Annotated in this window: 15 protein-coding genes; 8 read left to right on the top strand and 7 right to left on the bottom strand. The window is 63.5% G+C overall.

What is annotated here, in order from left to right:
• Position 1: 1 nt before the first annotated feature.
• From BSP239C_RS08920 to BSP239C_RS08900, 5 genes are all read right to left on the bottom strand, one after another.
• Positions 2–1,069 carry a hypothetical protein gene (locus tag BSP239C_RS08920; protein WP_101571998.1) on the bottom strand — a complete coding sequence of 356 codons (1,068 nt, stop codon included), beginning with the start codon at positions 1,067–1,069 and terminating at the stop codon, positions 2–4.
• Positions 1,066–1,668 (bottom strand): hypothetical protein, encoded by a 603-nt coding sequence (locus tag BSP239C_RS08915; protein WP_101571995.1) that lies wholly within the window; start codon positions 1,666–1,668, stop codon positions 1,066–1,068. Before BSP239C_RS08915 ends, BSP239C_RS08920 begins: the two co-directional genes overlap by 4 nt.
• 62 nt (positions 1,669–1,730) lie before the next feature.
• Positions 1,731–3,416, bottom strand: coding sequence for a DUF222 domain-containing protein (locus BSP239C_RS08910; RefSeq protein ID WP_101571994.1), 1,686 nt, complete (start codon positions 3,414–3,416; stop codon positions 1,731–1,733).
• 112 nt (positions 3,417–3,528) lie between these two features.
• A complete protein-coding gene (gene udk / locus BSP239C_RS08905) occupies positions 3,529–4,140 on the bottom strand; it encodes a uridine kinase (protein ID WP_257930139.1) in 612 nt (203 codons plus the stop codon).
• A 94-nt stretch (positions 4,141–4,234) separates the two neighbouring features.
• On the bottom strand, positions 4,235–5,809 hold the full coding sequence (locus tag BSP239C_RS08900) for a transposase (RefSeq protein ID WP_101571990.1): 1,575 nt from the start codon (positions 5,807–5,809) through the stop codon (positions 4,235–4,237).
• 184 nt (positions 5,810–5,993) lie between these two features.
• Between BSP239C_RS08900 and BSP239C_RS08895 the strand changes: the two genes are divergently transcribed.
• The gene (locus BSP239C_RS08895) at positions 5,994–9,428 is read left to right on the top strand and encodes a bifunctional proline dehydrogenase/L-glutamate gamma-semialdehyde dehydrogenase (RefSeq protein WP_101571988.1); all 3,435 of its coding nucleotides are present in this window, start codon (positions 5,994–5,996) and stop codon (positions 9,426–9,428) included.
• Positions 9,429–9,540: 112 nt separating this feature from the next.
• Here the strand turns inward: BSP239C_RS08895 and BSP239C_RS08890 are convergent, their stop codons facing one another.
• Complete coding sequence (locus tag BSP239C_RS08890) at positions 9,541–10,332, bottom strand: GntR family transcriptional regulator (protein WP_145997423.1); 792 nt, start codon at positions 10,330–10,332, stop codon at positions 9,541–9,543.
• A 340-nt stretch (positions 10,333–10,672) separates the two neighbouring features.
• Here BSP239C_RS08890 and BSP239C_RS08885 point away from each other — a divergent pair, with 340 nt between their 5' ends.
• Genes BSP239C_RS08885 through BSP239C_RS08860 form a run of 6 tightly spaced genes read left to right on the top strand, consistent with a single transcriptional unit; the run spans position 10,673 to position 16,338 of the window.
• The gene (locus BSP239C_RS08885; protein WP_101571983.1) at positions 10,673–11,812 is read left to right on the top strand and encodes an ABC transporter substrate-binding protein; all 1,140 of its coding nucleotides are present in this window, start codon (positions 10,673–10,675) and stop codon (positions 11,810–11,812) included.
• Positions 11,809–12,738 (top strand): ABC transporter permease subunit, encoded by a 930-nt coding sequence (locus tag BSP239C_RS08880; RefSeq protein WP_101571981.1) that lies wholly within the window; start codon positions 11,809–11,811, stop codon positions 12,736–12,738. Before BSP239C_RS08885 ends, BSP239C_RS08880 begins: the two co-directional genes overlap by 4 nt.
• The gene (locus BSP239C_RS08875; RefSeq protein ID WP_096160314.1) at positions 12,723–13,643 is read left to right on the top strand and encodes an ABC transporter permease; all 921 of its coding nucleotides are present in this window, start codon (positions 12,723–12,725) and stop codon (positions 13,641–13,643) included. Before BSP239C_RS08880 ends, BSP239C_RS08875 begins: the two co-directional genes overlap by 16 nt.
• Complete coding sequence (locus BSP239C_RS08870) at positions 13,640–14,737, top strand: ABC transporter ATP-binding protein (protein ID WP_101571979.1); 1,098 nt, start codon at positions 13,640–13,642, stop codon at positions 14,735–14,737. Before BSP239C_RS08875 ends, BSP239C_RS08870 begins: the two co-directional genes overlap by 4 nt.
• Positions 14,734–15,414, top strand: coding sequence for an HAD family phosphatase (locus tag BSP239C_RS08865; RefSeq protein WP_101571977.1), 681 nt, complete (start codon positions 14,734–14,736; stop codon positions 15,412–15,414). The genes BSP239C_RS08870 and BSP239C_RS08865 overlap by 4 nt, the downstream gene beginning before the upstream one ends.
• 9 nt (positions 15,415–15,423) lie before the next feature.
• Positions 15,424–16,338, top strand: coding sequence for an endonuclease/exonuclease/phosphatase family protein (locus BSP239C_RS08860; RefSeq protein WP_096160317.1), 915 nt, complete (start codon positions 15,424–15,426; stop codon positions 16,336–16,338).
• Positions 16,339–16,397: 59 nt separating this feature from the next.
• Here BSP239C_RS08860 and BSP239C_RS08855 read toward each other — a convergent pair whose 3' ends face one another.
• Positions 16,398–17,579 carry an FAD-binding domain gene (locus BSP239C_RS08855; RefSeq protein ID WP_101571975.1) on the bottom strand — a complete coding sequence of 394 codons (1,182 nt, stop codon included), beginning with the start codon at positions 17,577–17,579 and terminating at the stop codon, positions 16,398–16,400.
• 260 nt (positions 17,580–17,839) lie between these two features.
• On the opposite strand from BSP239C_RS08855, the gene BSP239C_RS08850 reads away from it, so the two are divergent.
• Positions 17,840–20,680 carry an ExeM/NucH family extracellular endonuclease gene (locus tag BSP239C_RS08850; RefSeq protein ID WP_101571972.1) on the top strand — a complete coding sequence of 947 codons (2,841 nt, stop codon included), beginning with the start codon at positions 17,840–17,842 and terminating at the stop codon, positions 20,678–20,680.
• The last annotated feature ends 17 nt before the right edge of the window (positions 20,681–20,697 follow it).

The following is a 20,697-nucleotide window of genomic DNA, read 5'->3' as shown; positions in this document are numbered from 1 at the left end:
TTCAGCTGATGAGGTGCCGACGTTTTGCGTTTATGGGGTGTTGCCGCCTCTGACCGATGAGTCCGCAGATTCCAGCCGAGACCAGAGCGGCGCTTCCCAGTGCCCAGTAGCTCACTCCAGCGGCCGGATAGCCGACAATGCTCGCGCTGATCGACTGCCCATCTGTTGTCTCACCCGCCCACCGGACAATCGGCGGATGAGCCAATCGCTCTACCAACAGCGCATACAGCACGACACCGAGTCCCAGCACAATCGCAGGCCACCAGCGCGGAAGGTCGTTAGCCAAGCCGACAACTGCGCAGATGAGGACTATCAACCATGCGATCACCACACTGGGCTCGAAATCGACAAGGTCGGCCGTCTGTCGGCCAAGAGACGTGAACGTGACATCGTCTTCGTCCGACGCTGTATTATCCATTATCGGCACCCAGATCATCACTATCCACGAAGCCAGGGCAAGAAGTGGAAACAGGCAGGCCGCGCGGTCGACCGCGGAGATGTGCTGATGATTGGTCGCTCGGCCAGGCCGGCCAGACGTACGGTGATCGGTTGCGAACCAGCGGCGGATCCGCACGTTCGAGCGATGCCGTTCGGAAATGAGTCCGCAGATTCCAGCCGTAACCAGTACGACGCCGCTGAACGCCCAAAATGCAGCACCAACTGAGGGAGAGGCCACCTCCATACCGCCGATCCACATGCCGTCTCCGTCTTTGCCGTCCCACATGATTGTCGGCGGGTCCTCCACCATGGCTCCTAGATGCGACATGACCACGATTCCGAGGACTGCAGCGGCCCATGCCCACAGCCGCAGACCATTGACGAGCCACCCGGAGATTACGCAGGTGAGCAGGCAAGCCCCGATCACGACAAGCTCGACGTCGATTTCGCTCAGGGTGATCGGCCTACGTCCGAGTGAGGTGACGATAAGCACCATGGACTCGTTGGAATGCAAACTGTTGGAAGTGCTGTCAAAGACCGGCACCCAGATCGTCGCGACCCACGCGGTCATCGCAAGGATCGGGAGTACCTTGGCCGCGATACGGGATCGCTCACGCCCTCCCGCAGTCATTTCGATCCCCCGCTCTTTAGCCGCTGTACCCCGATCCATCCGCAGATGCCGGCGACGATGAGCGCTAGACTCCCGATGATCCACAGCACGAACCCGAAGTCGGGGCGAGCAATTTCCATACCCCCTGTCGGCACTCCTTCGGCGGTCTGTCCGTCCCAAATCAGGGAAGGCGGGGTGATCGCCACGGCTACGAGGCCGAAGAGAATGACATCACCGATCAGGATCGCGGCTGCCGACCACCAGTGTGAGTATCCAAATAGCCAAGGCAGAAGCGCGATGATCACAATGAGTATCCAGATGGCGACTAAGCCAGGGTCGGTGCCCCTTGTGCCGAGCGGAGCTTCCCCTAAGGATGTGATCGTGATTCCTAAGCCCTCAGTAGCTCCACTGTCGAGAATGGGCACGAAGATCGTGGCGATCCAAACTGCGACTGTCGCAAGCGGCAGGAGACGAGCGGCTTGAAGCAGACTTCGGCCGGGCCGAGTCTCGCGTCGTCGCAGGGAACCCGCAGCGGGGACCTCGTCGCTGCCACCGTCCTCGGATTTTTGAACCCTGCGGTCGGCATCAGGTCCTGGAGCGTTGTTGTCGTCCGCATTCATACTCAAAATCATGCAATCTGACGCTGTGTGGACAGTGTCGGATTTGTTGCAGAATCACCACGTCAGCTCGCTTCGAGCAGCGCCTTCCGAAAAGTCCTCTCCACACGGCAGTCCTCGGAATCGCTGAAACTGCGAATCCTGCGACGATATGTGGGCCAAATCGTTCGTGGAAGTAGAACGGGTTCGACGATCTCTACGATTTCGAGCTCCGGAGGTTCGCCCTGGTCACGCGCTGTTCGCTGGCTTTCCTCGTACTTCTTCGCTTCTGCTCCTGTGATCGGAAGGAACGGGATCTCCACTTCGCGGCATTCCGTGCCTTGTGGTTCCCTGCGTCGTTCAGGCTCCAGAAATCCGGACAGCTTCAGCCGCCAATCGTCGTCGAGTGGAGAGGAGCGCGAATTTCCGGCTTCCCACGTGTCACTGGTTCCTGGTGGGTCAACTGTTCGGGGTGGGTCCAACGACCCGGACACGGCTCGCGGGTATTTCATTCGTCTGACGAAGGGCGGGGTCAGATCCTCGTATTCAGCGCCGTTGGGAGTGGTGACTTTAAGACCCTCTGCCGTCGCTTCGTGTTTCCAACCCGGATGTTCCTTCGCATAGTTGCACGCGGCGCACAGTCCTGAGCCGTTCTCCCACGAAGTCGCGCCGCCTGAGGCATACCCATCTGCATGGTCGGCGTGCCTGATCCGCGCATCGCACCACGGAGTGCGGCACACATCGTCGCGGTAGATGACCATCTGCCGTAATTGACCAGTGAATATGCGGCCGCGAGATTCCATCCCCACCAGCTGACCGTCGGTCGCGCGGGTGAACATCCGGCGGATGAAGACTTCTGCCTCATTGGCGGCGAGGAAGTTGCGTGCGGTCCGAGCAGGGAGAGGACCGAAGCCTGGCAACCAGGCGGGCACCATTCCATCGGAGAGCAATGTTTCCGCCTCTACGACGAGGTGCAATTCGGTGGGAATGGCTGCCGCGCTCGATTGTCCAGTCAGGCGTTCGACGAATGTGTCGACCATCAGCTGGTTGTTTCTGCGCCCTTGGGCGCCTCCGGCTGCAGTCACTGATTCGGCCGCACCTCTCAGCCCTTCATAGACGGCAACGGCTTGCTGGATCGGAAGGATCGCAGATACTCGTCCCATTCCATCTTCGAGCGCGGTCATGGTCACACGTCGGTTAGCCGTCGCTCTCTCCGCTCGCTCAGCGGCCGTCTCGGCGTTCATCTCCTCCGCCAAGGCGCGCGCCTCGGTGCGCAGGCTCCGGATCCCGGCGGGTCCCATGCTCATCTTCATACGAGTGTCGACCTTGCGCCGGTCAGCGCTGGTCAGCGTCGCCGTTTCGTCGGCCATGACACGGGCCTTGTCTTCTGAGATCTCCCCGGAGGCGAGAGCTTTGAACGTATTCGGCATCTCGCACACGATCGCACGCGAGGTGGACAGGAACTTTCGACCGGAACCCGGTGACACCTTCTTCGCGAGGGCGATTTCCTCAGCGGAGCGGATTCCGCAATCACGTGCGGGAACCTGGTTGAGGGCATCTCGGCGTTGGCGCAAGCCCTCGAATGCCACCGCCTCGGCGGATTGCGCGGACACGATGGTCGCCTTCAGGCTCTCGAACGCGGTGATGCGTGCCAATGTCTCGGCTTCGGTTACAGCAGGCCGCTCACCGCGCAGCATAGATGCGAAGCGGTCGATCTCTGCAATGAGATCGAGGTCCGCCGGTGGTGCATCCGGAACGGTCTCCGTGTCCATGCAAACACACTACAATCCGGTACTGACACGAGACTTTTCGAACGCCTGACACGAAGGTACTCGTGCCTCTGGCACGAGATTTCAACGAACTGGAACCCGATTAGGCAGAGCTCTACCCAACGTCCCGCTGGATTCGGTTGAGCACCATGTCCATGGCCACGATATTGTGCCCGCCATCAGGGATGATGATGTCTGCGTTGCGCTTCGAGGGCTCCACATACAGCTCGTGCATCGGCTTTACGGTGCCCAGATATTGGTCCTCAACAGACTGCAGGGTCCGTCCTCGTTCGACGACGTCGCGTTTGATCCGCCGCAGCAGCCGAACGTCGGCGTCGGTGTCGACGAAGAGCTTGATGTCGAGCAGTTCACAGATCCGCGGTTCGGCGAAGATGAGGATGCCTTCGACGATGATCACCGGCGATGGCTCCACGAGCGTCGTGCGATCGCTGCGATTGTGGATCGAGAAGTCGTAGACCGGGCTCTCCACCGACTGCGATGCCCGCAGAGCGCTCAAATGTTCGACGAACAGGTCATTGTCGAAGGCGTCAAGGTCGTCGTAGTTGACCTTCTCGCGCTCCTCGTACGTCAGCTCGTCTCGCCGCCGGTAGTAGTTGTCGTGAAACAACACCGAAGGCGGGCCCGCGCACTTGTCCAGCAGCGCCTGGGTCAGGGTTGTCTTTCCACTGCCGGTGCCCCCGGCCACGCCTACAATCAAGGTCTCCACGGTTCAACTATCCCATTCGGCTCTGCAGATTCAAGCTTTGACTTTCCCCAAATTTATACCAGTCACCCTCGCCGAGGTTGGCCGGCGGGTCCGTTCATACTCGACGGGTGAGCTGGGCCCAGAGGTCTTGGTCGAACCGACGCTGAGCGAACAGTCCGGCCATGTGCCTGACCGCGTTGTCGACTTTGCCTCGCCATGCCACCACTGCGGTATCGGCGTCACCGAGGGACAGTGCCCTGAAGATAGCGCGGTCATCGATGAGGATGCGATCGCTGGCGGGTGAGTAGTCAAGCTGCAGAACAGAGATGAACAGGCGCAGGCGCAGGGTCAGTGCCTCGAAGGCTCGGGCGCTCTGTCGCAGACCGGAGGCCCGTGCCAGTTCCTGCTGGAAGTGGAGATCGGCATCCTCGACGTCGATGCCGCTCTTCGTCGCCGCCGAGGCCTCCACCTGCCGCAGTGCCAGCTGCACGGGCACGAAGTAGCGCTTCGGTCGCAGCGCCAGCGAGCGCAGGAGAACTTCCCCCACCGACATGCGTCCGGCATAGAGGTCGAGGACGTCAAGGGTGGTGATCAGAGGAATCCTCGAACCGCCCCGTGAACCGTCGAGCAGCTTGTCATCGACCATGCGCCGCAGAGCGGCATCCACCGAGGAGCGGGGCACCTGCATCCGCCCCGACAGAAGGCGCGGATTGATTCTGTCCCCAGGTTGATATCCCGAATCGATGATCTCCTCACGCAGGGCGATCGCCAGGTGTTCTGTGATGGACCGAGTCCCCTTCGGCAACCACGAAGAGATCTCCATTGAGTCAGAAGAAATGGAACTTCTACGAGCATCAGTTTGGCTCGATTGCCGCCACATGACGCCTTCGAAACCGTGACGCACACGGCCGGAGAGGGTGTCGAGCAGGGAACCGGGAACATCGCGGCAGAGAGCGAGTCCAGCTTTGACATCGTCGATAAACGCATCGAACTCCCTGTGGACCACGATGCCGGCGTTCGCAATCGGGACCTGCACGTCCAAATCGTCCGTCTCACCGAAGGGATCGAAGACGATGAAGCGCTCGCGCTCGCCCCCGTCCCGAAGCAGATCGAGCAGGTCCTGAGCATCTGTCTGGCGATGCTCGCTGTCAAAACGCTGCGGCCAACGCTGAACACCTGCCGAACGCAGAGCCGCCACGATGCCAGCGATGCGGCGTTGGACCCGTCGTGCCGATACTGCGCTCGCACCACCATCGCGGCCGGCACCCCCATCAAAGGCTTCACCCACACCGTGCTCGTCACCAAGTCGGATGCCGATGACAACGAGCGGGAATCCGCCTGCGACAACCGTGATCTCAGCGCTTCCGCGCAGCTGGTCGCGGTGCACCGTCATCCCTCTCATCGCACGGGACACGATGCTCTGGCTCAGCCCGGTCGCCTCGGCGAGAGCCCTCGTCGAATAGTCCTTCCCCGAGATCCTCGCCCCTGCCGTGCTCACCAGGGCTTCCACGACCTGATCTGCCGTACTCTGAATCTGCGGACGGCCGCTGCGCGGGCGGTCGTCAAGGTCGGATCGCAGCGTCCACCGACGCAGACTCGATGGCGAGATACCCAACTCGGCTGCCACCTCGGCGATGGAGGACGAAGCCGTCTTGGCAACAGCGGCGCGACGCATCTCTGAGGAATACATCGCCCCATTCTATTACTTCTGACTCAACTATGTCTGCGATTGGCTGCAAGCCCTTCACCGCGAATTCTCTGCGGCGCATACTGGTCTCAACGATCCCGTCAACAGTCAACGGCGACGCGGGAACAGCTGGCACGACCCCAGCCAGACTCATCCAGAGTTCGTCCAACAGAAAAGGAACGAGCAGTTGTTGCATACAGACTCCGATCTCGATCAGCTCACCAGTCGCTCCATCGACACCGTTCGCAAATGGCTGCGCGTGGCAACGAGCAAGACCACGGCGAAGAATCCTGCCGCCGAACGCCTCTCGGCAGTGCTCTCCGATCCCAACGGCCTCGACTTCACCGTCGGATTCGTCGATCGGGTCGTGCGCACCGATGATGTGCACGCCGCCGCGGATGCTTTGGCGGAGGTCGGCAAGCTGGCTCCCGAGACGATGTCGGCCCTCGACCGCGCCCAGATCAAGACCGGTGCCGCCCTGGCCCGGGCACTGCCCCAGGTCGTCGTGCCGGCGGCTCGCACCCGCCTGCGTCAGATGGTCGGGCACATGGTCGTCGACGCTCGCGACAAACAGTTCGGCAAGGCTGTAGCAGCACTGACAGCCGACGGTCACCGACTCAACATCAACCTCCTCGGTGAGGCTGTCCTCGGTGATGGCGAAGCCGACCACCACCTCGAGGAAACCCACCGGCTGCTGGCCCGCGAGGACGTCGACTACGTCTCCGTCAAGGTCTCCTCTGTCGCGTCCCAGATCTCCATGTGGGCCTTCGACGAGACCGTCGACTACGTGGTTGAACGCCTGCGCCCGCTCTACCAGCAGGCAGCGAAGGCACCGACCGGCTCCAAGTTCGTCAACCTCGATATGGAGGAGTACCGCGACCTCGAACTGACCATCGCGGTCTTCACCCGCCTCCTTGCCGAACCTGAGTTCAAGAACCTCGAGGCCGGCATCGTGATCCAGGGCTACCAGCCCGACGCACTGGGTGCCGTGCAGCGCCTGAGCGAATTCGCCAATGAACGCATCGCCAACGGTGGAGTCGGAATCAAGGTTCGCCTCGTCAAGGGCGCAAATCTGGCGATGGAGACCGTCCACGCGGAGATTGCCGGCTGGCCCGCGACCACGTGCGATTCGAAGCAGTCCACCGACGCGAACTACAAGCACGTCCTCCATTGGCTCTTCACTCCGGAGCGGATGAAGGGGCTGCGCATCGGCGTGGCTGGGCACAACCTCTTCGACATCGCCTTCGCCCACCACCTGTCCGTCGACCGCGATGTCACCAGCCGCGTGGAATTCGAGATGCTGCAGGGCATGGCCTCGGAGCAGGCCGCCGCGGTGACCGAGGACGTCGGAGATCTCCTCCTCTACGTCCCCGCCGTGCACCCGAAGGAATTCGACGTCGCAATCTCCTACCTTGTGCGCAGGCTCGAAGAGAACTCCTCTCACGAGAACTTCATGTCCGGCATCTTCGACCTTGCCAACGGCAATGAGGTTTTCGTCCGCGAGGCAGATCGTTTCCAGGCCTCCGTCAAGCAGCTCGAGGACATCCTGGCCGAAGACGGTGAGGTTGCCCCGGCACCGAACCGCAAGCAGGACCGTTCGACCGAACGCGATGTCTCCAGCCCCGTCCCGACCGAGTTCTATAACGAACCAGACACCGACCCTTCGCTGCCGGCGAACCAGAAGTGGGCCAAGGAGATCATCGCCGAGGCGACTGCTCCCGGATATCTCGATGACCGGCCCAAGACCCCGAAGGTCGACTCGGCTGCGAAACTCGATGAGATGATCGCCGATGGCCGCAGGGCTGCGCAGGCCTGGCGCGAGCTGGGTGCTGCCGGTCGTGGAGAGATTCTCCACCGTGCCGCCGAGGTTGTCGCCGCCCGCCGCGGTGAGTTCATCGCCGTCGAGGCCGCCGAGGTCGGGAAGATGCCGTCCCAGTCCGATCCGGAGATCTCCGAGGCCATCGACTTCATCCGCTACTACGCGCTCAACGCCGCGGAGCTGGAGAACCTCGAAGGAGCGAACTTCGTCCCCGATAAGTTGGTCGTCGTCACCCCGCCGTGGAACTTCCCGATCGCCATCCCCACCGGTGGCACCGTGGCTGCGCTGGCGGCCGGTTCGGCCGTCATCCACAAACCCTCGAAGCCCACCCCACACTGCTCGGCACTCATCATCGACTGTCTGTGGGAAGCGGGAGTGCCCAAAGACGTGCTGCAGCTGTGCACGCCTTCGGACCGGGACCTCAGCCGTCACCTCGTTGCTCACCCGGATGTCGACCGTGTCATCCTCACAGGTGCCTCCGAGACGGCCGCCCTGTTCAAGTCCTTCCGTCCTGACCTGCACGTCAATGCGGAGACCTCCGGCAAGAACGCCCTGGTCATCACCCCGGCGGCTGACCGCGATCTGGCTGTAGCCGATCTCGTGTATTCGGCCTTCGGCCATGCCGGGCAGAAGTGCTCGGCCGCTTCGTTGGGCATCATGGTCGGGTCGACCTACGACTCCGAGCGCTACCGCAAACAGCTCATCGACGCAGCCGCGTCGATGGTCGTCGACTGGCCGGCAAACATGTCGGCGACGATGGGACCGCTGACCGAGGATCCCTCCGACAAACTCAAACGCGCCCTGACCTCCCTCGAGCCGGGCGAGTCCTGGCTGCTCGAACCCAAACAGCTCGATGACACGGGCCGACTGTGGAGCCCGGGCGTCAAGGACGGCGTCAAGCCGGGATCCTTCTTCCACCTCACCGAGGTGTTCGGTCCTGTGCTCGGCCTCATGCACGCGAAGGACCTCGACGAGGCCATCGAGTTCCAGAACGATGTGGACTTCGGTCTCACCGGCGGCATCCACTCCCTCGATCCCGAGGAAGTGCGCACGTGGCTCGACCAGGTCCAGGTCGGCAACGCCTACGTCAACCGCGGCATCACCGGCGCGATAGTTCGGCGCCAGTCCTTCGGCGGTTGGAAACAGTCCTCCGTCGGACTCGGTTCGAAGGCCGGTGGCCCGAACTACCTCATGCTCTTCGGCCACTACACCGACGATCCGTCCACTCTGCCAGGTGCCACTGACGCGAGCCAGAACCTGGAACTGGCCAAGGCCGATGACGAACGTTGGCTGGCCCGCGAGTTCGGGGCAGCGAAGGACCATACAGGTCTCCAGTCCGAAGCCAATATCTTCCGCTACCGGCCTCGCCCGGTCACACTGCGGGTGACCTCGAAGTCGTCACTGTTCGACCTGGAGAGGTCCCTGCAAGCAGCGAAGTGCGTCGGGTCCACAGTGCAGCTGTCCGTCGCCGAGGATGTGGCTTCCGAGGTGAAGATCGCCGTCACCAACGCTGGCGTCCCGGCTCGGACCGAGTCCGCAGCGACGTTCGCCGACATGGTCGGTCAGGGTCGCTACGATGATTCCGTCGGCGCCCGCATCCGCGTGCTCGGGCCGCAGGAACCCGAGCTGTTGGCGGCCACCGCACCACGTCCAGAGGTTGCGGTCATCGATGAACCGGTGACCTCCTCGGCGCGGGTGGAGATGCGCTACTACGTGCAGGAGCAGGCCGTGTCCATGACACTGCACCGCTTCGGCAATCCCAGCCGTGACTTCCACGAACTGGCGGCCGGACTCAAGGCATGACCCAGCCGACCTGCTGGCTCTGACCCAGCCGAACGGTTGGCGGACGGCGGCTCTGATACCTCGGATCGAGGTGTCCGAGCCGCTGTCTGCTGTTCGGGTGTCGGCGACGAAATCAGAACCAGTTCGGTTCGTCGGCAGTCAGCCAGCTGATCGGGTTGACATTGCGACCGTTCGACATCGCCACGGACAGGATGTTGGCCAGATAGCGGTCCTCGGATATCTCCAACGGCCGCCCCGCACTGTCGCGGCTGCGACGCAGGTGGCGCAGCAGCGGTCGTCCGCGTGCAACCCCCAGCAGGTCTGCATCCTGCTGACCGCAGACGGTCGCCGAGAAGACGTGATCAGCACCGGCGAAGACGATCCCGTGCTGCTGGGCGAGGCTGCGGCTGACCGAGGCTGCATCGCTGGGAACCTTCTCGACCAAGTCGCCGAGATCTTCGGGGTAGCTCGTCCGTTCGACCATGACCTTCTCGCCGTCGAGTAGACGCACACGAAGAACCCGCAGCACACGGGCACGAGGATCGACTTTGAGTGCCGCGGCCGTCTCATCCCCCGCAATGCGCCAGCGCTGCTCGATGACCTGGCCGCCCGGGGTCCGCCCGTGCGCGCTGGCCCACTGAGCGAAGCTGCGGAACTCCTCAGCCACTGCCGCCGGCCGAGGCCTGCGCAGCACCATCTTCCGAGCTCCGCGCCGACCTCCCACGGTTCCCTCACTGACCAGCAGTCGCAGCGCTTCGCGCACCGTGCCCGGTGCGACTTCGTACTCGGAGGCCAGAGCTGCTTCGGATTCGAGGCTCTGCCCCACCTGCCGTGCCCCGGTGCGAATCGATTCGCGTATCTGCTCCGCGATCTGCTCGTACCGCGCACCGCCGGATCCAGACGGCTGCAGTTGCGACTCGGTCACGCCTTCAGTCCTCCCATGATGTGTTCCCAATACAGCCAGCACGCTCAGCACTGCTGTCAGTGCCGTGCACCTACGCTACCGCAAGCCCCCGAGCTGGCGACGACCGCACGCACTGGAGCGTCACCGTCACCTTGTCTCGACGCTGTGAGCAGCCCGGCAGAGTTCATGCGCACGGCATTTTCTCGGCCAACCTCACTGGTGAGGATTATTCTACTCTTAGAACCTCACTAGTGATCTGGGTTGTCTATCTTCCATCTGTTCCCTATCGTGGGGATGGATCGAAGCACTTCGAATGAGAACACAATGCGCTTGCGCACAAGTCCGAAAGGCGAGTACGACGATGCTCAAACACACACGAAAGCTCACGGCTGCCCTCGCAGTGGGCGCTCTGGCCGCCCTGTCCGGCTGCGGTGACAGCGCCGAGTCCGAGGAATCGGCCAATTGGCGATCGGCGACGTCGGTCGAAGACGGCGGGGGCATGGACGCTCTCGTCGAGGCTGCTCAGGCGGAGGGATCACTCAATGTCATGGGCCTCTACCCCGACTGGGCCAACTACGGCGGGCTGCTCGACGCGTTCTCGGAGAAGTACGACATCGAGATCGACAACGACACCTCGACCGGCGCGAGCCAGGACCTCATCAACGCGGTCAAGAACAGGCAGGGGCAGGAAACCTCTCTCGACTACCTCGACACCGGCGAATCCTTCGCCGTCGACGCCGCAGAGGAGGGCCTGCTCGCCGAATACTATCCCGAGACCGCCGATGACATCCCCGAGAATATGAAGGCACCGGACGGCACCTGGTTCAACCACCTCGGCGGGACCATGGCCATCGGCTGTGACTCCGAGACCGTGAAGAAGTGCCCGAAGAGCTTCGCCGAGCTGCTCGAGCCCGAGTACAAGGGCAAGGTCGCCATGCGCGGCAACCCGACGACGGGCGAAGCCGGCTTCATGGCCGTCGTCGCCGCGTCCCTGGCCAACGACGGCTCGCTCGACGACATTCAGCCGGGCATCGACTACTTCGCCGAGCTCTCGGACAAGGGCAACCTCGTACCGACAGAGGCTGAGGCCGGAACGTTCGAGACCGGTGAGACGCCGATCGCCGTCAACTGGGACTACCTGCTCCTGCAGTGGGCGGACGACCTTGCTGACGGTGGGGTGGACATGTCGATCTCCATCCCGTCCGACGGCACCGTCGCCTCCTACTACGCGGCATCGATCAACGATGATGCACCACACCCAGCGGTTGCACGCCTGTGGCAGGAATTCGTCTTCAGCGACGAGGGACAGAACCTGCTGCTCGAAGGCTACGTCCTGCCCGGTCGCCTCGACGCCATGGTCGAAGCCGACACGGTCGACGACGATGCACTGTCGAAGCTGCTCGATGATGCGGTCGACCAGACGGCGCCGCAGCCGACTCAGGAACAGCGGGATTCGCAGCAGAAGGTCCTCGCTGACAACTGGGCGAAAGCTATCGGATGACCTCAGTTCCACAGTCATCGCCCCGCACCGCTGGGCCGGCCGGAGCAGGTTCCGCTCCGGCCGGCCCACGGCGCAGGCGAGCCCTCTCACCGGCCTGGACGGCCCTGGCACCGATCGCGGTCATCATCGTGCTGTTCTTCGTGATCCCGATCGGCGGAATGGTGGCGACCTCGCTCCTCGTTCCCGGCAGCGAACCCGGCACGAAGACCTTCGGCCTCGACAACTTCACCGCGCTGGGCTCGGGATCGCGTTCGATGGCCCTGGGCAACAGCCTCCTCCTGTCGTTCACCGCCGCCACCGTGGCCGCGATCTTCGGCGGTCTCTGCGCCTGGGCGATCTCGACCGTGAAGTCGAAGATCGTCGACTCCATCACCGCCGTCATCTCCAGCGTGCTGGCCAACGACGGAGGCGTTCCTCTGGCGTTCTCCTTCATCGTCGCCGTCGGCAACACCGGATACTTCACCGCGCTGATCACGGCGGTCGATTCGACCTTCACGCTCTACAGCGTCAAGGGTCTGATCCTCATGTACCAGTACTTCCTCATCCCCACGATGATCCTTCTCACGCTTCCCAGCTTCGTCTCGCTCAGACAGCAGTGGCGTGAGGCCAACACGTCGTTGGGCGGCACCAGCCTGACCTTCTGGCGCCGTGTCGGACTGCCTGTGATCACTCCCGCCCTGCTGGGTGCCTGGCTGCTCATGTTCGGTTCCGCCTTCGGCACCCACGCCTCGGCAGCAGTGCTCATCGGCACGGGAGGCTTCCCCCTCATCCCGCTCGAGATCGCCGGACAGCTCGCCGGTTCTGCAGCCACCGGCGGAGAAGGAGTGGCGATGGCCCTGGGCGTGACGACGGGAGCGATCGCCGTGATCGTCCTCATCGCCTACAACGCATTGATGAAGAGGAGCGCCAAGTGGCTGAACACCTGAACAGCTCCCCGCGGATGAAGAGATTCTTGGCGTGGCTGCCGCTCGCGGCGCTGGCGATCTTCATCCTCACTCCGCTGCTGAGCTCGCTGATATATTCGTTCTTCCGCGCCGACGGCAGCTTCACCACGTCCGGGCTCACCGGCCTGGCCGACTCCGGAAAGATCGTGGCCCCGCTCATGCGCAGCCTCGTCGTGTCCGTGCTCGCCGCCGTCATCCTCGTGGTCACGCTGGTTCCTGCAGTCGTCGCCGTCCACCTCTGGGCGCCTCGGCTGCGGTCGGTGCTCAGCATCCTGTGCACCCTGCCTCTGGTCGTGCCGGCCATCGCGATCGTCGCCGGACTCTCAGCAGTGCTGCGCAGCCTGGCGGCTCAGGGCCGGGGCAGCCTCGGCATGCAGCTGAATACGATGTTGCAGTCGCAGGATCTGCCGCTCGTGCTCGTCGGCACCTACGTCATCCTATGCCTGCCCTTCACATTCCGATCGATCGACGCGGGGCTGTCCACCCTGCCGCTGCGCACGCTCTTCGAGTCCTCATCGATCCTCGGCGCCGGGCTCGGGACCACACTGCGGCGGGTCATCATTCCCAACATCCGAGGACCGGTGATGTTCTCGGTCTTCTTCACCTTCGCCCTGTCCATTGCGGAGTACACGGTGGCCGCGACTCTGTCGATCAACACCCTGCCGGTCTTCCTCAATACACTCTCAAGCACGAACTTCCGCGGTTCGATCACCCTGTCCGTGCTGCTCAACCTCACCACATGGCTGCTGCTGGCTGCCGCCACCGTGAGCGCCTCGCGCTTCGGCCATCGACCGAGCGCTGTCAGCGAGCACGATGAGCCCGAAGCCGATGAACCGGCCGTCTCCCAGGCCGCCGGTGCTTTTCGAAAGGACGATGAGACCCCATGACCACTGCGGATAACCGCCCTCGCCCATCACGATCGGGCATCGAACACACAGATGAGCCCGAAGCCGTGCGCTTCGAACACGTCAACAAGTCCTACGGCGGCACCGAGGTGCTCAACGACTTCAACATCGACATCGAAGCGGGCAGCATGGTCAGTTTCCTCGGACCGTCCGGCTGCGGCAAGACGACGACCTTGCGCATCCTCGCCGGTTTCGAACCGGTCAACGGAGGAGATGTCCTCGTCGGCGGCGAATCCGTCCTCAAGCTGCCACCCAACAGCCGCGACATGGGCATGGTGTTCCAGAGCTACAGCCTGTTCCCCAATCTCGGGGTCAGCGACAACATCGAATACGGCCTGCGGATCCGCAAGGTCGACGCCGGAGCACGCCGTCGACGCACCGAGGAGCTCCTCGAGATCTGCGGCCTGACCGGAATGGGCGCCCGCTTCCCGCATCAGCTCTCTGGCGGGCAGCAGCAGCGTGTCGCTCTGGCCCGCGCGCTGGCCACTCAGCCGAAGGTCCTGCTGCTCGACGAGCCGCTATCCGCACTCGACGCTTCGGTCCGCTCCTCGCTGCGTGATGAGATTCGTCGAGTGCAGCAGGCGCTGGGCACGACGACGGTCTTCATCACCCATGACCAGGGAGAGGCTCTGGCGATCGCCGACCGCGTGGCGGTGATGAACGACGGCAGGATCGAGCAGTACTCCGCCCCGCACGAGGTGTATTCGTCTCCGGCCACTGCCTTCGTCGCCCGGTTCGTCGGCTCGATCAACGAATTCGCCGTGGGCCAAGACTGGACGATTCGCGACCGTCTTCCCATCGAGCCCGCACCGGATCACACCGTCTTCGTCCGTCCCGAGAACCTGTCGATCACTTCTGCCGCGGACGGCTTCCTCGAGGTCAAGCACAGCACCTACACCGGCGAGCGCACAATGGTCCACCTCGGGCTGCCCGGAGACCACAAGGCGCGGTGGGCGGCCTCCCTGGCCTCGGTCGACGCCGATGACTTGCGACCCGGCATGCGCATCGATGCCTCGGTCACCGCTGAACCCGCGCTGCGCCTGGACCGGAACGACGCCGAAGGAGTCCCCGCATGAGCGACTCCATCACCGGATTCTCCGGTGCCGTCTTCGACTGCGACGGCATCCTCGTCGACTCCGAAGCCCCCTGGATCGACCTCATGGCCGGTTACCTGACATCGATGTCCGCCAGTGGCCTCTCGCCCGAGGACCTGCGCGGACTCACCGCGGACGAGGCTGTGGCCCGACTTCAGCGCATTCACGAGGCACTCGGCTCGCCCAGCGATGTCCAGCCGCCGACGGCAGCCGAGGTCGACCGCGCCTACAGCGCCGCCCTCGAGCACGTCGCCGCTCCCATGCCCGGCGCTCCCGAACTCGTGGCCTCATTGTCAGGGACCATTCCGATAGCTGTGGCCAGCAACGGCCGAGGCGAGGACGTCCGCGGACTCCTCGAACGTGCCGGAATGCTCGACTTCTTCGACGCCATCATCACGATCGACGACGTCGACCAGGGCAAACCGGCACCGGACCCCTACCTTCTGGCTGCTCGACGGCTCGGGCTCTCCGCCTCGACGGTGGTCGCCTTCGAGGACTCACCGGTCGGGTCACAGGCAGCGCACACGGCCGGATGCACGGTGATCGGAGTCAACAACGATCCCAGCATCGAGCTGGCAGGCGAGGTGCGACTGCGCCACTTCGCGCAGCTGCGTTTCGATCCCCGAACCCGTTCGCTGCTCATCGACATCGAGCATTGAGGAGATGCCATGCCCACTTCGACCACATTCACCCTGCAGACGTGGAACGTCTGGTACGGCGGCCGCGAAGTCGACTTCGGCCAAGAGAAGCAGTACGCGATCGCTGCGCAGTTCCCAGCAGACGTTCTGGCGCTGCAGGAATGCTGGGGCAGCGCCGCAGAGAACCTGGCACCGAAGATCCTCGCAGACCATGCGCAGCGGGGATGGGACACGGCTGTGCTCAGCTCCGGACAGCTGACGGTGGTGGAAACCAGCACGCTGCCCTATGCCCAGGCAGCACTCGTGCGTCCGCTGCCGGACTCGCCGCAGATACTCGTCTGGTCCGTCCACCTCGCGCCGTACCCCTATGCGGTCTACCGAGCTCTGCAGGGGGAAGGACAGGACGTCGCCGATGCCGAGGAGGCACCACGCCTCGAGCAGATCGAAGAGATCCTGTCCGAGACCGACCGTATCTGCGGCCAGGACGGTCAGGCCGATCTGCCCGTCGTCATCTGCGGTGATTTCAATACCCCGTCCACCGGGGACTGGTCGGCGCGCACTGATCGACCCGATATCGCGTGGCGCTCGCCCGACGCACTGCTGGCGGCCGGGTTCACCGACACCTTCCGCGCGGTGCACTCTGACCCTGTCGCCTCTCCGGCCGATACATGGTCTCCGATCGAGCCGCTCACCCACGCGGGTCATCAAGAGAAGCCCGAACCGGGCCGCGCCGACGGTGCCGAGCCCCGTGATCGGATCGACTTCATCTTCTCGCGCGGCCTCGACGTCGTCGACAGTGTGATGCGTGGCTGCAGCGCCGAAGGTCTGATCGAAGACGGCTTCGTCGATGTCGGCGGACGCTGCGAACTCATCCCGAACCAGCGGCAGAACCGTTTCCCGTCCGATCATCAGCTCGTCGAAACACGGTTCACTTTCCCGGCCTGAGCGGTTCCCTGCGCGATCGGCGCGTGCCACTCCGTCGATCGTGTACATACGCTGAAGCCTCAGCGGCCCGGCCACGTGGGAAGGCCGGCCTGGTCCCGCAGACTGCGCCCCAGCATCAAACCGGCCAGCGGTCGGATGTTCATGAGTTTCATTCCGACCGAGCGCAGCAGCAGGTCGCGGCGATTCGCTGGAGCGAAGACGATTCCGAGCCCATGGGCCGCGTCCTGCTTGCTGGCTATCATCGGCATCAGCCGACGTTCGTATGCGTCGAAGGCTCGGCGATGGTCCCCCGGTGTGGCAGCCAATTCGGCCGCCAGCACATAGGCTTCGACCATCGCCAACGCCGATCCCTGACCGGCCAACAATGACGGACTCGCCGCGGCGTCGCCGATCAGTGCGACTCTGCCGCTGGTCCATGAGGGCATCCGGATCTGATTCGCCCGATCTAGGTAGAGCGTTCGTGCCCGCGGCAGCTCGTGAAGAATCGCCGGGATCTCCCATCCTGCCTCTGCCAGGCTGGAACGAAGGAGGTCCCGTTGTGCATCGAGATCATCAGTGGGAACCGGGCCCTGATGCCGGAAGGTCAGCATGAACATCGTCAGGTCATCACGCAGCGCGACACGGATCGCCTGGAACCCGACTTCAGCATGCAAGACGGCGACGAGTTCATCTCGTGGGCGGTAGCCGTCGACATCGAACGCGGCGACGGCGATCCCGAGGTCTCGCTCGAACCGCGACTCCTCACCGAAGATCAGTTCACGGACGCGTGAGTGCAACCCGTCCGCACCGACCACGAGGTCGAATTCCCGTGGGGCAGCATGCAGGAACTCGATATGGACGCCTCGCTCCCCCTCGGTGAGTCGGGCAACGGTGTCCCCGAAGATCGTCTCGACGTCTCCTTCGAGGCTGTCATGGATTGCAGCGGCGAGGTCTGAACGCAGAATGCTGACGTATCGGCCACTTGTTCCCGCAACGAACTGCTGGGGGTCGAGCGACGCAATCCGGTGCCCATCTAGGGCGACATCGCGAGCCTCTGCGAGCGGGTAGCCCTCGCGTCGCAGTCGAGGCACAAGGTCCATCCGCTCTGCCACATCGAATCCAGTACCCCAGAAATCGATGAGATAACCACCTCGACGCAGCCCGTGTGATCGCTCGAGGAGCGTGGGCTGATGCCCCGCTTTCTGCAGCCAATGGGCCACCGTGGAACCAGCGATCCCGGCGCCGACGACGAGCACACGCATCTTCTGCCTCCCTGCAGACTGATGATCAGATCACCAGTTTAGATCTCCCGGAGCCAGCGCGGACTGGCTGTGTCCAAGCCGACGTTCGTGTTGGCAGGGTCTCATATGTAGTAGTCTCGATCACACCAGAGCACCCAGCGTTCTCTTGCAGAGTTCACACTTCGTTCACATGTCTGCCATAGACGTCAGCGTGGACAGCGATACGGTGCTTGTGTCTGCGCCGTGATCTCTCGCGACGCTTGAGAATCCGAAAGGCTCCTATGACAGTCTCCAAGACGGCTTCATCGTGCGCGGCGCTCAGCCTCGTCGCGGCAATCGGCCTCACGCTTCCCCCAGCACCGGCAACCGCTGCCGAAGATCCGCACATCAGCGAAATCGGCTACACGCTCGACACTGACTTCATCGAGATCGCAGCCGAGCCCGGCACCGACGTCTCGGGATGGACGGTCGGTTCCGTCACTCGCGGCGGCAGTGTCCAAGCGGCGGAGAACATCACCACCGTTCCTGCCGGCACCACCGTAGGCGAGGCCGGCGCGCTGGCGGTCGAGGTGCCGATCACGAACTCCGTGAAGTCCGGGAATGCCGCCGACGGCAGCTACGGCTCCTCGGCCTTCGCCATCGATGACGACGGCATGCTCGTGGACTTCGAACAGGTCGGCGGCGTGACCGACGGCAAGGGTGTGACGGGTAAGTCGAACAAGAACACCCCCGACGCCGTCGTCGGCGAAGAGGCCTCTCCCACGGGAGCCACCGCCGCGGGCGGACAATCCATCCAACTCATCGACGGCACCTGGTCCTCCGCGGCGCCGACTCCGGACGCGCTGCCCGGTGATGATGGTGAAGACGGCGGCAACTCCCCTGTGCCAGAGGATGTCACCCCGATCGCCGATATTCAGGGCACCGGCGATGCAAGCCCCCTGCAAGGCGAGACCGTCAGGACCCGCGGCATCGTCACAGCGTCGTACCCGAGCGGCGGGCTGAACGGATACTACGTGCAGACGCCGGGCACAGGCGGTGCCGAGGATGAGACTCCGGGCGCCTCGGACGGCGTCTTCGTCTACTCCCCTGACACAGTCGCTGATGTCAGCCTCGGCGACCATCTTGAACTGACCGGCTCGGTCTCTGAACACTACGGGCAGACTCAGATCTCCGTCAGCAACAAGGGAATGACGGTCCTGGATGAGCCCGCCGAGGCGGTCAAGCCCATCGAAGACGCGTTCCCTGACGACGCTTCCGCCCGTGAAGCCCTCGAAGGCATGCTGCTGCAGCCCACCGGTGAGCTGACCGTGGCCGACAATTACAACACGAACGCCTACGGCGAAGTGGTGTTGGCCACCGGCGACGGAGCCCTCCCCCAGCCCACCGAAGTCGCCCGACCGGGAAGTGCAGAGGCCAAGGCCGTCGAAGCCGAGAACCTCAAACGTGAGGTCATCCTCGATGACGGTGCGAGCGTCAACTACCTCGAAAACGACAAGGACACTGTCGTCCCGTATGTCTCGAACGACGAACCGATGCGCGTCGGCGCTCAGGTAACGATGACCTCGCCGGTGGTGCTCGGCTTCGATCACGAGAAGTGGCGCTTCCAGCCCACCACCCGCCTGACCGGCGACAACGCCGAGGCGATCCAGCCTGCCAGCTTCACCGACACCCGCACCGATGCACCAGAGGACATCGGCGGACAGGTCAGTCTGGCCAGCTTCAACGTCCTCAACTATTTCACCACGACCGGCGATCAGCTCTCCGGCTGTGACTACTATGACGACCGCGAGGGCAACCCGATCACCGTTCGCGGCGGCTGCGATGCCCGTGGTGCTGCCAACGCGGAAAGCCTCAAACGCCAGGAGACGAAGATCGTCACGGCCATCAGCAAGCTCGATGCTTCAGTCGTCTCTCTCATGGAGATCGAGAATTCCGCGGCGTTCGGCGATGATCGCGATGATGCACTTGAGACTCTTGTGCAGCGCCTCAACGAGTCTGCCGGAGAAGACAAGTGGGACTTCGTACCTTCCCCCGCCACGGTGCCGGAAGATGAGGATGTCATCCGCACGGCTTTGATCTATCAGCCCGCCGAGGTGGCCACGCAGAACGATTCCACGATCCTTGACGACCAGGATGCGTTCTCCAACGCCCGCGAGCCCCTCTCGCAGGCGTTCGCACCCAAGGACGAGTCCGGTGAGCTTGAGACCGACAAGACCTTCGTGACGATTTCGAACCACTTCAAGTCCAAAGGTTCGGGCTCAGGCGAAGGCAACGAGGACAGTGGTGACGGACAAGGAGCGTCGAACGCTGATCGGGTGAAGCAGGCGACTTCGCTGGTCAAGTTCGCAGGCAAGCAGCAGGAGGCCGCCGACAGCGACTTCGTCTACATGCTCGGCGACTTCAATTCCTACACTCAAGAGGACCCGATGCAGGTCTTCTACGAGGCAGGGTTCAAGGACGTCGCAGCCGAGAAGACAGACAAATCCACCTATGTGTTCAAGTCCCGCACCGGCAGTCTCGACCACGTGCTGGCATTGGACGCTTCAGGCTCGGGGGCTCAGTCGAAGTCGAGGTCCGAGGCTCAGGCGGATGTGCCGTCGAGCGCTTTCGATGCAATCACCGGTGCCGATGTCTGGAACATCAACTCGGTCGAAGCTCTGGCACTCGAATACAGCCGCTTCAACTACAACGCGGGCGACTTCTACGCTCCGGATCAGTTCCGTGCCTCCGATCACGACCCTGTCATCGTCGGGCTCTTCGAACCCGAGGACGAAGATGGAAGCGACGGTGCAGCGGCCTCGGGTGAGGCTGATGTGGGTGCCGCCTCCGACGACGGGGCTGATGCAGGTGCCAACGGCGCTGACTCTGATGCTTCTGCAAGTGCGAATTCCGCCAGCGACTCGAGTGGCTCATCGACGGCCGCGGCAGACGGTTCCACTGGTTCTGGTGCGAGCGGCTCCTCGGACGCGGCGGCAAGCGATGCTGGCAGTCATGCCGGCGGCGATCTGCCGCGCACCGGTACTGATCCAACGCTGATCATGTCGATTGCGGCCGGGCTTATCATCATCGGCGCAAGCATTGTGCACATCGTGCGCAGGCGGAAGCTGGGCGAGCGCAGCTAGCCCACGGCGCTGGGCGC

The organism is Brevibacterium sp. 239c, assembly GCF_900169365.1.
Lineage (GTDB): Bacteria > Actinomycetota > Actinomycetes > Actinomycetales > Brevibacteriaceae > Brevibacterium.
This window is presented reverse-complemented; position numbering and strand designations above follow the sequence as displayed.